Annotated in this window: 14 protein-coding genes and 2 tRNA genes; 8 read left to right on the top strand and 8 right to left on the bottom strand. The window is 41.4% G+C overall.

The genetic code is table 11. The features are described from left to right. Nucleotides 1-101: 101 nt before the first annotated feature. The 8 genes from NSB03_RS17895 to prmC form a co-directional block, all read right to left on the bottom strand. Nucleotides 102-656, bottom strand: coding sequence for an RNA polymerase sigma-70 factor (locus NSB03_RS17895; RefSeq protein WP_024988473.1), 555 nt, complete (start codon nt 654-656; stop codon nt 102-104). 269 nt (nt 657-925) lie between these two features. Further along, nucleotides 926-1009 (bottom strand) — tRNA-Leu (locus NSB03_RS17890). A gap of 16 nt (nt 1010-1025) precedes the next feature. Continuing rightward, a tRNA-Gly gene (locus tag NSB03_RS17885) sits at nt 1026-1098 on the bottom strand. A gap of 93 nt (nt 1099-1191) precedes the next feature. Continuing rightward, nucleotides 1192-2532 (bottom strand): argininosuccinate lyase, encoded by a 1341-nt coding sequence (gene argH, locus NSB03_RS17880; protein ID WP_024988472.1) that lies wholly within the window; start codon nt 2530-2532, stop codon nt 1192-1194. A 24-nt stretch (nt 2533-2556) separates the two neighbouring features. After that, nucleotides 2557-2967, bottom strand: coding sequence for an SRPBCC family protein (locus tag NSB03_RS17875; RefSeq protein WP_024988471.1), 411 nt, complete (start codon nt 2965-2967; stop codon nt 2557-2559). 97 nt (nt 2968-3064) lie between these two features. Further along, complete coding sequence (pyrE, locus tag NSB03_RS17870; protein ID WP_004313008.1) at nt 3065-3703, bottom strand: orotate phosphoribosyltransferase; 639 nt, start codon at nt 3701-3703, stop codon at nt 3065-3067. Nucleotides 3704-3781: 78 nt separating this feature from the next. Continuing rightward, nucleotides 3782-4264, bottom strand: a complete 483-nt coding sequence (locus NSB03_RS17865; protein ID WP_024988470.1) for a regulatory protein RecX — start codon at nt 4262-4264, stop codon at nt 3782-3784. Beyond that, nucleotides 4261-5097, bottom strand: a complete 837-nt coding sequence (gene prmC, locus NSB03_RS17860; protein WP_024988469.1) for a peptide chain release factor N(5)-glutamine methyltransferase — start codon at nt 5095-5097, stop codon at nt 4261-4263. Before prmC ends, NSB03_RS17865 begins: the two co-directional genes overlap by 4 nt. Nucleotides 5098-5151: 54 nt before the next feature. On the opposite strand from prmC, the gene ribD reads away from it, so the two are divergent. The 8 genes from ribD to proB all read left to right on the top strand — a co-directional run bounded on the left by ribD (nt 5152) and on the right by proB (nt 14543). Next, nucleotides 5152-6189: a bifunctional diaminohydroxyphosphoribosylaminopyrimidine deaminase/5-amino-6-(5-phosphoribosylamino)uracil reductase RibD gene (gene ribD, locus NSB03_RS17855; protein ID WP_257466554.1), complete on the top strand. Its 1038-nt coding sequence runs from the start codon at nt 5152-5154 to the stop codon at nt 6187-6189. Nucleotides 6190-6331: 142 nt separating this feature from the next. Beyond that, entirely contained in the window at nt 6332-7840 is a 1509-nt protein-coding gene (gene bamI, locus NSB03_RS17850; protein ID WP_024988468.1) for a BamI family beta-barrel-assembly machinery protein, read from the top strand. A gap of 27 nt (nt 7841-7867) precedes the next feature. Further along, nucleotides 7868-8602, top strand: coding sequence for an isoprenyl transferase (locus NSB03_RS17845; RefSeq protein WP_257466553.1), 735 nt, complete (start codon nt 7868-7870; stop codon nt 8600-8602). A gap of 30 nt (nt 8603-8632) precedes the next feature. Further along, a complete protein-coding gene (locus NSB03_RS17840) occupies nt 8633-11287 on the top strand; it encodes a BamA/OMP85 family outer membrane protein (protein WP_257466552.1) in 2655 nt (884 codons plus the stop codon). A 23-nt stretch (nt 11288-11310) separates the two neighbouring features. Beyond that, a complete protein-coding gene (locus NSB03_RS17835) occupies nt 11311-11826 on the top strand; it encodes an OmpH/Skp family outer membrane protein (protein ID WP_121766063.1) in 516 nt (171 codons plus the stop codon). Between the two features lie 56 nt (nt 11827-11882). After that, the gene (locus NSB03_RS17830) at nt 11883-12398 is read left to right on the top strand and encodes an OmpH/Skp family outer membrane protein (RefSeq protein WP_024988467.1); all 516 of its coding nucleotides are present in this window, start codon (nt 11883-11885) and stop codon (nt 12396-12398) included. A gap of 108 nt (nt 12399-12506) precedes the next feature. Continuing rightward, nucleotides 12507-13349 carry a glutamate racemase gene (gene murI / locus NSB03_RS17825; RefSeq protein ID WP_024988466.1) on the top strand — a complete coding sequence of 281 codons (843 nt, stop codon included), beginning with the start codon at nt 12507-12509 and terminating at the stop codon, nt 13347-13349. Between the two features lie 111 nt (nt 13350-13460). Further along, nucleotides 13461-14543, top strand: coding sequence for a glutamate 5-kinase (gene proB / locus NSB03_RS17820; protein WP_024988465.1), 1083 nt, complete (start codon nt 13461-13463; stop codon nt 14541-14543). The last annotated feature ends 392 nt before the right edge of the window (nt 14544-14935 follow it).

The following is a 14935-nucleotide window of genomic DNA, read 5'->3' as shown; positions in this document are numbered from 1 at the left end:
GGGACTTTCGCAAATTTAATCACTTAAAAATTAGATGTTTAACAGCATAAATTTAAATTTTGTCATCTACAAAAATACTAAATACAACTACTCCGCACAGACTACTTAAAAATATTTGAGAAAAAAATAAATAAGATAAGTATCTTCTTCAATTCAATCAACGCCAGATAAACCTGATGCTCTATTGTACGAATGGAAACATCGAGCTTATCAGCAATTTCCTTATGACTCAGCCCCCTAAAACGACTAAGTTCGAATATCAGCCTCCTACGCTTCGGCATTTTCTCCAGAGTCAGTTGAATAATCATCAGCATTTCTTTATAATATACATTATTCAAAACCTCTTCTTTTTCTGCCAACTCATAAAGAATAGTCTTTTCGATAACTTCATCTTGATATTCCTGTTCTATTTGTTGATGTTTGAAGATATTCAAAACAATATTCCTGGTCAGTATAAAAAGATAGTTATCCAAGTCCTTATCAGTATCCAACCATATTTCAGGCTGCAACCAAAGTTTACAGAAAACATCTTGAGCCACATCTTCCGCCTCCGCTTCTGATTTTAGAAGCATCTGAGCAAAGTTTTTTACTTTAGGAAAGTTAGCTGTAAAAAACTTCTGAAATTTTAATTCGATCTGCCTGTCGTTATTTTCCATCTCTCTAGTATTTCCAGTGTTAACAATAAAATCAAATATTCCAATACAAAGGAACAACTCAGTATAATATCAAATTGTAATTATAACCTAAAAGCAAAATAAAAGATTAATAACACAATAAAAAAAATAATGCCACTTAAATTTGATTTATTTTCTTAAGCAACCATACTGCAGATTCCCATAAAGGAATCAAATGTATATAGTACACCCATTAAAAAACAAAAAGGCCTCATGAATCAATGATTCATAAAGCCTCTAAAGAATACTCGTACTCGAAGCGGGACTTGAACCCGCACAGCCGCAATGGCCAAAGGATTTTAAGTCCTTCGTGTCTACCATTCCACCATTCGAGCATCCTTTCAAAGAAAGAGCGGAAAACGAGACTCGAACTCGCGACCCTAACCTTGGCAAGGTTATGCTCTACCAACTGAGCTATTTCCGCGTTTTTTCAACGGGTGCAAAGATAAGTAGTTTACTTGTTTCTGCCAAATCTTTTCGAAGGAAAGTTTAAAAAACTATCCTTCGAAAGTTTATTTTATCTTTCAAGCAACGTTTTTTCCGCCTTCTCCATTCCACAGAAGTTAAATCCATCAACGACTTGTTGCATCAGAGCAGAAATCTCCGCATTGCAAAGGTTGCCGATGCTTCCTTCATGGGTGTGATGAACTTCTTTATCATGCGAGAACTTACCTGCTTCAATATCCAGACCTACCTTTTTATATGCATCACGGAAAGGCATGCCTTCACGCGCCAGACGATTCACCTCTTCCACACTAAAAATAAGCAGATATTTATCATCATCGAGAATATGCTCATTTACTTTAATCTCGTTCATGATATAGGTTGTCATCTGCAAGCAATCCTTCAATTCCTGAAAAGCCGGCAAGAATACCTCTTTAATAATCTGCAAATCACGGAAATAACCGGAAGGCAGATTATTAGCAATCATCATAATCTGTTGAGGAAGCGATTGCAGTTTGTTGCACTTGGCACGTGTGAGTTCAAATACATCCGGATTCTTCTTATGAGGCATAATACTAGACCCCGTAGTACAATCGTCCGGCAATTTCACGAAACCAAAGTTCTGGCTATTGAACATACAGGCATCAAAAGCCAGTTTGGAAATAGTTCCGGCAATTGTAGCCAATGCAAAGGCAACATTGCGTTCCAGCTTTCCGCGTCCCATTTGCGCATACACTACATTGTGGTTCATAGAATCAAAACCGAGCAACTCTGTTGTCATCGTACGGTTCAACGGGAATGATGAACCATAGCCGGCAGCAGATCCCAACGGGTTGCGGTTGCACATTTTGAATGCAGCTTGCAAAAACAGCATATCATCTACCAAACTCTCAGCATAAGCACCAAACCATAATCCGAAAGAAGAGGGCATTGCAATCTGCAGATGCGTATAGCCCGGCATCAGTACATTCTTGTACCGTTCACTTTGGCGAATCAACACATGAAAGAGTTGTTCTACAGCTTCGGCAATTTCCTTAATTTGCGTACGGGTAAAAAGTTTCAAGTCCAGCAACACCTGGTCATTTCGAGAACGACCGCTATGAATCTTCTTTCCTATGTCACCTAAACGACGGGTTAACATCAATTCCACTTGGGAATGTACATCCTCTACCCCATCTTCTATAACAAATTCCCCACTCTCAGCCGAAGCATAAATATTCTTCAATTCAGCCAGCAACTGTTCCAGTTCTTCTTTTGTCAGCAAGCCGATGCTCTCAAGCATCGTAATGTGAGCCATAGAACCAAGTACATCGTGTTTAGCCAGATAAAGATCCATCTCCCGGTCACACCCAACCGTAAAGCGTTCGATATCCTTATTTACCTGCACGGATTTCTCCCAAAGTTTCTGTGCCATAAATTTTCCTTAGTAATACCTGATTTAATAATTAATGGCTGCCAACATTTCCACCATCTTCTCCAAACCATCTTGAAGCGGCTTCTGCACCATTGCTTTCATAAACGGATTTATATCGATTCTGATAGTCACCTTCACCTTGCACTCTTCCTCTCCCGTAGCAACCAGTTGAATCCACATATTAAAAGGAATCGGCGAATTTGCCGTTGCCAACTTTATACATTTACAAGGTTCGCGTTCCACAATTTGCAGTGTCAGTTGACCGACAGGCGGAACACTAAAACTCAATGTATCCGAATCAAAGCTCAAGTCCTGTACCTTATCCTGCGGCAAACGGTCTTTGATAGCTTCCAGATTACTCAAATCCGAAAGTTTGTTATACACACGTTCCTGGCTATAAGGAATCACCTTAACACTACTCTCAAAATTACCCATAATTATCTTTTAGCATAAAACACAAAAAAGAACAATTCGACCAAATCATGCCCGAATAGTTCTTTTCTTACAAATATGTTTGATTAAAACAAAGTTCTTATTTTCCAGCATCCCAATGAGCGGGGTCTTTACGCCATTCGTTCAATGTCTGTATGTCTTCTTTTTCAATGTAACCGGTACGAAGAGCTACATCGAGCACAGCTTCGTAATTGGTCAATGTCACCAAAGTCACTTTGGCATTTTTGAATGCCTCTTCAGCGACAGGGAATCCATACGTATAAGCCGCAACCATACCAATCACTTCGCAACCATCACGACGAATTGCTTCCACAGCCTTCAAGCTGCTACCACCCGTAGAGATTAAATCTTCTACTACTACAACTTTCATACCCGGACGAAGTTCACCCTCGATCAGGTTCTCCAACCCATGGTCTTTGGGGGTAGAACGAACATACACGAACGGTAAATTCAATGCATCAGCAACCAAAGCTCCCTGCGGGATAGCACCAGTCGCCACACCTGCAATCGCATCCACCTGTCCGAATCGCTCCAATATCAGACGTGTAATTTCAATCTTCACAAAATTACGAAGAGAAGGATAGGACAGAGTTTTACGGTTATCGCAGTAAAAGGGAGATTTCCATCCTGAAGCCCATGTGAAAGGGTTAGCGGGTTGAAGTTTAATAGCTTTAATCTTCAACAGTTTCTCCGCAAATAGTCTCTCTAAGTTTTTCATAACTAAACTAACTATTAATTATTTGCCGCAAAAGTACAGAAATTGAACGAGAATAAAAAGAAGAATCCGTTTATTTTTTCAGTCAATTTGTTCCTCTTCATCGGGAATGTCGATACAACGCCTGATATCTTTCAGTTCAAATCCACGGCTCATGGCAAATCGCATCAGTTTTCCGTTCAGTTCATAATCATCTTGCGCATGGATACTTTTCCGTTTGGAAGCCAGCAAATCGCACAGAATGGAGAGATATTCTTCATCATCAATCTCATTCAGATAACGCCACGCCACGTCGGAAGGAATTTTTTTCATATAAAGCCCTTGCGCTATCTTCACCTTTCCCCACTTGGCAAAACGGAACTTGTCGTTCACGAAAGCCCTGCAGAAACGTTCATCATCAATAAACTTTTCCGACTCCAATTGGTCAAGAATACGCGCAATGGTATCATAGGCAATTCCCCAACGTTGTAACTTCTCATTTATTTCTGCCCGGCAATGCTCGGCAGTGGAGCAATAAGAGGCCACACGATTTAAAGCCTCTTCGTCTGTTAATTGTACACTCATCGGTTAGCTGTAACTATTCTATCTTTTCCAAATATGTCTTTTATAACACGAACATCACGATATTGGTTCATTTCAAGCATGTGCGCCGTTTCCAGTCCATAAGCCTGATTTATTTCAAAATAAAGCCTGCCCTCCGGCAAAAGTAATTCACGACCCAAATCTGCAATCCGCCGGTAGAACCGTAACGGATCGTCATCGGGGACAAACAAAGCGAGTTCCGGTTCCCAGTCAAGCACATTGGCATCCATTCCGTTTTTTTCCGCTTCAGTCACATAAGGCGGATTACTGACAATAACATCAAAAGAAGGTGTTTTCTCCCAATCATCGGACAAAACATCTCTTTGTAGAAACATGACCTCTGCCTTCAATTCCTTATTATTAGTATATGCAACAGCCAATGCTTCTTCTGAAATATCCCATGCCTCTACTTTTGCATCCGGAAGTCTTTTATCCAAAGAGATTGCGATGCATCCGCTTCCTGTACCTATATCTAATAAGCGGCAGGCATCCGTATTCTCCCGAGCAACCAATTCCACCAGCTCTACAGTTTCAGGACGTGGAATCAACACACCGGGAGCTACCTTGAATCTCCTTCCATCAAACTCCGCAAAACCACGAATGTACTGTATAGGTTCATTTTTCTGTAAACGGAATATAATGTTTTCTAATTCACGCTGTTTGCATTCAGATAAAATTATATCTTTGCCCATGTAAATATCGAGCGCATCTAAACCTAACATGTCGCAACAAATCAGCATCGAAAGAGCTTTTACCTCCTCCGGTGGATAGATTTCCTGCAAAGATTGGCGAATGTAAGTGGTGATACGATTCATATATTTACGATTTCGGACTGCAAAAGTAAGAATAATATAGCGAAGAGCACTAAAATGGAAGAAGAAAAATACATGAGACGCTGCATTGAGCTCGCCAGGAACGGGTTATGCAATGCATCTCCCAACCCCATGGTGGGGGCTGTTATCGTATGTGACGGGCGTATAATCGGCGAAGGTTATCATATCCGCTGTGGAAAGGCACATGCCGAAGTTAATGCCATCCACTCAGTAAAAGATGAATCTTTATTAAAACGCTCTACGATTTATGTAAGTCTGGAACCTTGTTCTCACTATGGGAAAACGCCACCTTGCGCCGACTTGATTATCGAGAAACAGATTCCGCGCATTGTCATTGGTTGCCAGGATCCTTTTTCTAAAGTAGCCGGACGGGGGATTCAAAAATTACGGGATGCCGGACGGGAAGTAACAGTGGGCATATTAGAAGAAGAATGCAAGAATCTGATTCGCCGTTTTATTACTTTCAACACGCTTCATCGCCCCTTCATCACATTGAAATGGGCTGAATCAGCCGATCACTTCATTGACATAAAACGTACTGAAGGTAAGCCGGTGATACTCTCCTCTCCGCTTTCTTCCATGTTGGTACACAAGAAAAGAGCAGAAACCGATGCTATCATGGTAGGTCGGCGGACAGCCTTATTGGACAATCCATCGCTGACTGTCCGCAACTGGTACGGACGCAATCCGATACGCGTCGTTTTAGACCGCACCTTATCCCTTCCGAAAGGTTTACAAATATTCGACGGAGAAATCCCGACATTAATCTTTACAGAGAAAGAACAACAGGAAGAGAAGAACGTTACTTACATCACCATTAATTTTAGCCATAATCCTCTGATACAGATTATGGAAGAGCTATATCAGCGCAAGATACAATCATTATTGGTAGAAGGCGGAAGCCAATTGCTACAATCATTCATTGACAATGGGCTATGGGATGAAGCATATATCGAGAAGTGCCCCAGCAGGTTATATTCCGGTGTTAAAGCACCTGAAATAAGCGATAAATTTAGTTACTCGACGGAAGAGCACTTCGAAAGACAGATTTGGCATTACATTCATCAAGATTAGCTAAAATAGTCCTGTTCAGGGAGTTTTACGTCGATAAAAACAGCGTTATTATCTATAATTTTATATAAAACTTGCCGGTATTGTTCTTTATCGGAAAAAATGTTTCTATTTTTGCAACTTGTAAATAAACACAATCTTTCAAATGAGAATAAAGTTTTTATCATTCATTGCGAGTTTTTTCATGGTGTCATTTGTTATAACGTCATGCCTTGATGACGATAATAACATCGAATATAGCCCGGATGCGACTATACATGCGTTTAGTCTTGACACAATTGGGTATGGAATAACTTATAAATTCACTATTGACCAGCAAAAAGGTGAAATCTATAATGAGGATTCTCTTCCTGTCCATGCCGATACGATTATTGATAAAATTCTAATTAAGACCCTGACCACTGTTTCGGGAGTTATCACAATGAAGAATAAAGCCGATGAAGATTCCATTATCAATATTAACGACTCCATAGACCTTAGGAATCCGATTAAAATTAAAGTATGGTCTACAGAAGCATTAGCAGGGATATCCCCCGACCAAACAAAAGAATATACAATTGAAGTACGAGTACATAAGCACGATCCGGATTCGTTGAAGTGGAATTATGTAGGAGCTATGCAGAATGAAATCATAAACGAACAAAAAACGATTGAATTTAACAATAAGTTCTTCACTTATTCTAAAGTAGGCGACCACTTGAAAGTATATCAAAACAGCGGATTTTCCAATTGGACAGCGGCAGGAGTGAATACAGAAGGCGACTTGAATGTATTACCCAATTCCATACTGCCCTTAAATGAAGTTATATTGGCTACTGCTAATAATAAAGTACATGAATCAACTGATGGTATTAATTGGATAATTTCAACTAAGTTTTCAGGCGAAGTGAACACATTCGTCTCTAAGTTAAAGATAGAAAATGAAACAAAAATCACTTATATTAAAACTGAAGAGGGAAAACGATATTTCTATTCCATACAGGAATCACAATTATTAAACCAGCCGATAGAAACTCGAATCGAAGAGGTCGATGAAAGATTCCCAATAGATAATATCTCTTATACAACCTTCAGCAAAGGGAAAAGCAACCAGAACATCATCGTAGGAAAACATCACCCTGCAATAGAAATCGACATCAATAATAAAAAGGTTCCTGTTACCATTGCATGGGGATATGATGGCAAAACCTGGGTTGAATTGGGAGCAGCCACCGCAGTAGCTTATTGTCCGGCATTCGACAATCCAACTATTATTCACTATAATGACCTTTTCTACATTTTCGGAGATAAGTTCGATTCTTTTTATGTATCAATCAATGAAGGAGTTGCCTGGAAAAAAGCGAGTAAAAAGTTCTCTTTTCCAAACTACGACTGGAGCAAATCCAATATCACCGAATCAACCGAAGAAAAGCCCGAATTCAGAGGTAGAAAGAAATATTCGGTAGTACAAGATACAAAAGAAGAATTCATCTATATTTTATTCAGTAAAGAGGAGAACATCACTTTTACTGAAGAAATAGAAAAAGAAGAAGAAAAAGATACCCGGGCCACAGAGCCTAAAGATAGAGGTCCATACCGACATGATTCAGAAGTATGGCGTGCCCGTCTGAATCAACTATGGTTTGACTTGGATCCGCAACATGCCGGTCAATAATAAAACGTATACGTTTAAAATAAGAAGATGTCCTATATAGAGCAAATAGACAAAACTCGGATACCCCAACACGTAGCCATCATCATGGACGGCAACGGACGATGGGCAAAGCAACGAGGGGAAGAACGTACTTACGGTCACCGCGCAGGCGCAGAAACGGTACAGAGAATTACCGAAGACGCAGCCCGCTTGGGGGTAAAGTATTTGACTTTATACACTTTCTCCACCGAGAACTGGAATCGCCCGCAAAACGAAGTAGCGGCTTTGATGAATCTATTGCTAGATTCTATTGAAGAAGAAACACTGATGAAAAACAATATTCGCTTCGATGTAATCGGTGATTTCAAAAAATTGCCGGACGAAGTTCAGAAAAGTCTGGCATCATGTATAGAACATACAGCTGGTAATACAGGCATGTGCTTGGTATTGGCTCTCAGTTACTCTTCCCGCTGGGAGATAACGGAAGCCGTCCGGCAAATAGCGACACTGGTTGAAAAGGGAGAGCTGTCCCCCGAACAAATAACAAATGAATGTATCGCATCCCATTTGGAAACAAAATTTATGCCCGACCCGGATTTACTAATCCGTACGGGGGGAGAAATCCGACTAAGCAACTACCTGCTATGGCAATGTGCTTATTCGGAACTTTATTTTTGTGATACCTTTTGGCCGGACTTCGATAAGGAAGAATTCTATAAAGCCATTTGCAAATATCAGCAACGGGAACGCCGCTTCGGCAAAACCAGCGAACAAATCAGCTAACATAACTCGAAACATCAAATTATAACATAAATGCATTATCGTATTTCCTTTATATTCATAACGTTTATCTGCCTGTGCTGCTTTGCGACAACAGGTATTGCGCAAAATGCCAGCACTGATGAAGACTCGAAACCTGTCATCTTATACTCCGGAACACCCAAAAAGTATGAGATAGCTGATATCAAAGTCGAAGGTGTGAAGAATTACGAAGACTATGTGTTGATTGGGCTATCCGGTCTATCGGTAGGACAGACAATCACTGTGCCGGGCGACGAAATCACCGGAGCAATCAAGCGTTATTGGCGTCACGGTTTGTTCTCAAATGTACAAATCACAGCCGAGAAAATTGAAGGCAACAAGATCTGGTTGAAAATCAGTCTGACACAGCGTCCGCGTATCTCAGAAGTACGTTATCATGGCGTCAAGAAATCCGAACGCACCGATTTGGAAGGCAAGTTAGGTATGGTAAAAGGTATACAGATTACTCCGAATACCGTAGACCGTGCCAAGACATTGATTAAACGTTACTTCGATGATAAAGGATTTAAGAACGCAGAAGTTATCATCTCACAGAAAGACGATCCTTCCAGCGAAAACCAGGTAATTGTCGACATAGATATTGACAAGAAAGAAAAAATCAAAGTTCATGCAATCGAAATCGTTGGAAACTCCGCCATCAAAGCTTCCAAGCTGAAACGAGTAATGAAGAAAACCAATGAAAAAGGCAAACTTCTCAACCTCTTCCGCACAAAGAAATTCGTGCCGGAAAATTACGAGGCGGATAAGCAACTTATCATCGACAAGTATAATGAACTGGGATACCGTGACGCTATGATTGCAAAAGATAGCATCTCACAGTATGATGAAAAGACGGTCAATGTATATCTAAACATAGACGAAGGTCAGAAATATTATCTTCGTAATGTAACTTGGGTAGGTAATACACTTTATCCTTCCGAACAGTTGGACTACCTGCTTCGCATGAAGAAAGGAGATGTATACAACCAGAAGTTATTGAACGAACGTATCTCTACGGATGATGACGCTATCGGTAACTTATATTATAACAACGGTTACCTGTTCTACAACCTCGATCCGGTGGAAGTGAACATTGTCGGCGACTCTATCGACCTTGAAATGAGAATTTATGAAGGCCGTCAGGCTACTATCAACAAGATTAACATCAGCGGTAATGACCGTTTGTATGAAAATGTAGTTCGCCGTGAACTTCGTATTCGCCCGGGACAGTTGTTCAGCAAGGAAGACCTGATGCGTTCTTTGCGTGAAATCCAGCAGATGGGACACTTTGACCCGGAAAAACTACAACCGGACATTCAACCGGATCCGATGAACGGAACTGTTGACATAGGCTTGCCGTTGACTTCAAAAGCAAACGACCAGGTAGAGTTTTCTGCCGGGTGGGGACAAACGGGTATCATTGGTAAGTTGAGCTTGAAGTTTACCAACTTCTCTGTAGCCAACCTGTTACACCCGGGTGAAAACTACCGTGGTATCCTGCCGCAAGGTGACGGACAGACATTGACCATCAGCGGACAGACGAATGCCAAATACTATCAATCGTACAGTATTTCATTCTTCGACCCCTGGTTTGGCGGAAAGCGTCCGAACTCATTCTCCGTATCGGCTTTCTTCTCCGTACAGACGGACATCAGTAGCCGTTGGTACAACGACAGCTATTTCAACAGCTACTACAACAGTTTGTATAGTGGTTACGGTGGTTATGGTATGTACAATTTCGGTAACTATAACAACTACGAAAACTATTACGACCCGGACAAGTCTATCAAGATGTGGGGACTTTCCGTGGGTTGGGGTAAACGTCTGAAATGGCCGGATGACTATTTCACTCTTTCTGCCGAATTAGCTTACCAACGCTACAACCTGAGCGACTGGCAATATTTTCCTGTAACCAATGGTAAATGTAATGACCTTAGCCTTTCATTGACTTTGGCGCGTAACTCTATTGACAACCCGATCTTCCCCCGTTCAGGTTCAGATTTCTCATTGTCAGTTCAGATCACACCGCCTTACTCATTAATGGATGGTAAAGACTACAAGGGATATTATAGTAACCCTGAAACAGGTAGCATTACTCAGGACAACATGAATAAACTTCATAAATGGATTGAATACCACAAATGGAAATTCAAAGGCAAAACGTATACTCCATTGATGGACCCGATTGCACATCCGAAATGTCTGGTGTTAATGACACGTACGGAATTCGGTCTGTTGGGTCATTACAACCAATACAAGAAATCTCCGTTCGGAACATTCGACGTGGGTGGTGACGGTATGACCGGTTATTCAACTTATGCAACTGAAAGTATCGCTTTGCGTGGTTACGAAAACAGTGCATTAACTCCATACGGATCTGAAGGTTATGCTTACGCACGCCTCGGCATTGAATTAAGATATCCGTTGATGCTGGAAACAAGTACCAACATTTATGTGTTAGGTTTCTTAGAAGCTGGTAACGCATGGCATGATATCAAGAAATTCAATCCGTTCGAGTTGAAACGTTCAGCCGGTGTCGGTGTCCGTATCTTCCTGCCGATGATTGGTATGATGGGTATCGACTGGGGTTACGGCTTCGACAAAGTATTTGGTTCTAAACAATATGGCGGAAGTCAATTCCACTTTATCTTAGGACAAGAATTCTAATGTTTCACAAAAAACTAAACGCCATGAGAAAGTCTGTTCTATTAATCATGTTGCTGTTTGCAGTCGGAATGACGGCAAACGCACAGAAATTTGCACTGATCGATACGGAATATATCATGAAGAATATTCCGGCTGCTCAAAGCGCTAATGAGCAAATGCAAGAAGCTACGAAAAAATACCAGGGCGAAGTAGAAGTTCTGGCAAAGACAGCACAGAAGATGTTCCAGGATTACCAGGCGAAATCTTCCACACTCTCTGCCACTCAAAAAACAAAGAAAGAGGACGAAATCGTAGCCAAGGAGAAAGAAGCAGCCGAACTGAAACGTAAATACTTCGGTCCGGAAGGCGAATTAGCCAAGATGAGAGACAAGTTACTGACTCCGATCCAAGACGATATTTATGAAGCAGTGAAAGCAATATCACAGCAACATGGATATGATATGGTAGTCGACAGAGCCTCTGCTGCAGGTATAATTTTTGCAAATCCACGTATAGATATTAGTGATGAAATACTAAGAAGATTAGGATATTCAAATTAATTTCATACATTTGCAACTGGAAATAACTAAAAATCATTCAAATAAATTATAGAACTATGCTAAAAAAAATTGCACTTGTAATGTTGCTTGCACTCCCAATGGGTGTATTTGCACAGAACCTGAAATTCGGTCACATTAATGCACAGGAAATCATCACTGTGATGCCAGAATTCACCAAAGCTCAAAATGATATTCAGACTTTAGAAAAACAACTCACAGCCGAACTTCAGAGAACGCAGGAAGAATTCAACAAGAAATACCAAGAATTCCAACAAGCTATCGCTAAGGATTCTCTTCCTCCCAACATTGCTGAAAGAAGACAAAAAGAATTGCAAGATATGATGCAAAGACAAGATCAATTCCAACAAGATGCTCAACAGCAAATGGCGAAAGCACAAAATGATGCCATGACTCCTATCTATCAGAAGTTGGACAATGCTATCAAAGCCGTAGGCGCTGCTGAAGGAGTAATCTACATCTTCGACTTGGCAAGAACTTCGATTCCATACGTAAACGAATCACAAAGTATCAACTTGACTAACAAGGTAAAAGCACATCTTGGTATCAAATAAAGACAGCCGCTAAGAACAAGAAATACTAAAAGCGAAAGCGAAAGAAGTTTAAACTTCTTTCGCTTTCGTTTTTTTGGCGTACATTTGCGTATATAAATCCTGTTTGTCATGAATCAACATCTATCACATGCACCCGGCCCCATTGGAGTATTCGACTCCGGTTACGGTGGTCTGACTATCCTGGACAAGATAAGAGAAACATTACCGGAATATGATTATATGTATCTGGGAGATAACGCGCGTGCTCCTTACGGGACACGTTCTTTTGAAGTCGTATATGAATTCACCCGGCAAGCTGTCAACAAACTATTCGAAATGGGATGCCATTTGGTGATATTAGCTTGCAACACCGCTTCCGCCAAAGCTTTGCGCAGCATTCAAATGAATGATTTGCCGAATATTGACCCGACACGCCGCGTACTCGGCGTGATTCGTCCTACGGTAGAATGCATCGGCGACATCAGCAAGAACCGGCATATCGGTGTACTGGCAACGGCAGGCACCATCAAATCCGAATCTTATCCGCTGGAAATACATAAGCTGTTCCCTAATATTCAAGTAAGCGGAGTAGCATGCCCGATGTGGGTGCCGTTGGTAGAAAACAATGAATCGCAAAACGACGGAGCCGACTACTTCATCCGCAAATATATTGACCAGTTGCTCTCAAAAGACCCGCAGATAGACACCGTCATCCTTGGATGTACCCACTTCCCGCTCCTTCTTCCTAAAATCCGGCAATATATCGCCAATGACATTAGTGTTGTCTCACAAGGCGAATATGTAGCAGAAAGCTTGAAAGATTATTTAAGAAGGCATCCGGAAATGGACGCAAAGTGCACGAAGAACGGAAACTGCCAATTTTATACCACAGAAGCAGAAGAGAAGTTCTCTGAATCAGCGTCTACATTTCTAAATCGGCAAATTAGCGTAAAACACATAACACTCGAATAAACATTACGGGAAGAACAACTTTATCCAACTGCAAAGATAATTCTTGTTAGCTTGTTTTGGTAACATATCGACAAAAAATTATATATTTGTACTTTCAAATCGTTAGTAAAAATGAAACAGGAATTTACACGAATCGCAGTAAAAGTAGGGAGTAATGTATTGGCACGTCGCGACGGAACGCTGGACGTCACCCGCATGTCGGCACTTGTCGACCAGATAGCGGAATTGCATAAATCCGGTGTGGAAATCATTATGGTTTCTTCGGGAGCCGTTGCTTCCGGACGCAGCGAAATACACCCTCAAAAAAAACTCGACAGTGTAGACCAACGTCAGTTATTTTCTGCCATCGGCCAGGCAAAGCTAATCAACCGCTACTACGAACTTTTTCGCGAACACGGCATTGCTGTCGGTCAGGTACTGACTACGAAAGAGAATTTTGGCACTCGCCGCCATTATCTGAATCAAAAAAACTGCATGACGGTGATGCTTGAAAACAACGTCATTCCCATTGTCAACGAGAACGATACGATTTCTGTCAGTGAGCTGATGTTCACGGACAACGACGAACTGTCCGGGCTCATCGCTTCCATGATGGACGCACAAGCACTTATCATCTTAAGCAATATCGACGGTATTTATAATGGCTCTCCTGCCGATCCCAATTCTTCCGTCATTCAGGAAATCGGTCATGGGAAAGATTTATCCAACTATATCCAGGCATCCAAGTCCAGCTTCGGGCGGGGGGGCATGTTGACAAAAACAAACATTGCCCGCAAAGTAGCCGACGAAGGAATTACAGTCATCATCGCCAACGGAAAACGTGACAATATCCTGGTCGACTTGCTGCACCATCCCGAAAATACACTTTGCACACGTTTCATCCCTGCAAAGGAACCGGTATCCAGCGTCAAAAAATGGATTGCACACAGCGAAGGGTTCGCAAAGGGTGAAATTCATATCAACGAGTGCGCCACAGAAGTATTAAACTCAGAGAAAGCGGTCAGCATACTTCCGATTGGAATCACCCGCATCGAAGGAGAATTTGAAAAAGACGACATCGTGCGCATCATGGATTTCCAGGGCAACCAAGTAGGTGTAGGAAAAGTAAACTGTGATTCAAAGCAGGCACAAGAATCCATTGGCAAACACGGGAAGAGGCCTGTGGTTCATTATGATTATCTGTATATCGAATGAAAACAGTATCAACAGAACGGTATAAAACAAGCAGCAAACAGAAATACAAGACTCTTTATTTGCAACAAATTTTTAATAGCCAATATCTGTTTCCTAGAACAAACCATATAACTCCATGCTATTAAACGAAACCGGTACGAAATGAATCATATCTCCAATTATCAGTGTCTAAACCGGCCAAGACTCTCTTACCGAATTTTTATGCTGCAATCCGGTTTCAGCCGTTTCAGTATTATCCGCAAACGCCTTGGCAGAAGGGGATAGCGGCTGAAGGCAAAAAGAACATCCCCTGCGAGAATAGGCTGTAGCCAGGGGGGGGGAGACTGTCCGAGAACTCCTCTTTAAACAGAGGTTTGTCGTTGTCCCTCCGCAATAGCCCCTGTTTGTAGCAT

The sequence above is a fragment of the Bacteroides acidifaciens genome (assembly GCF_024623065.1).
Lineage (GTDB): Bacteria > Bacteroidota > Bacteroidia > Bacteroidales > Bacteroidaceae > Bacteroides > Bacteroides acidifaciens.
This window is presented reverse-complemented; position numbering and strand designations above follow the sequence as displayed.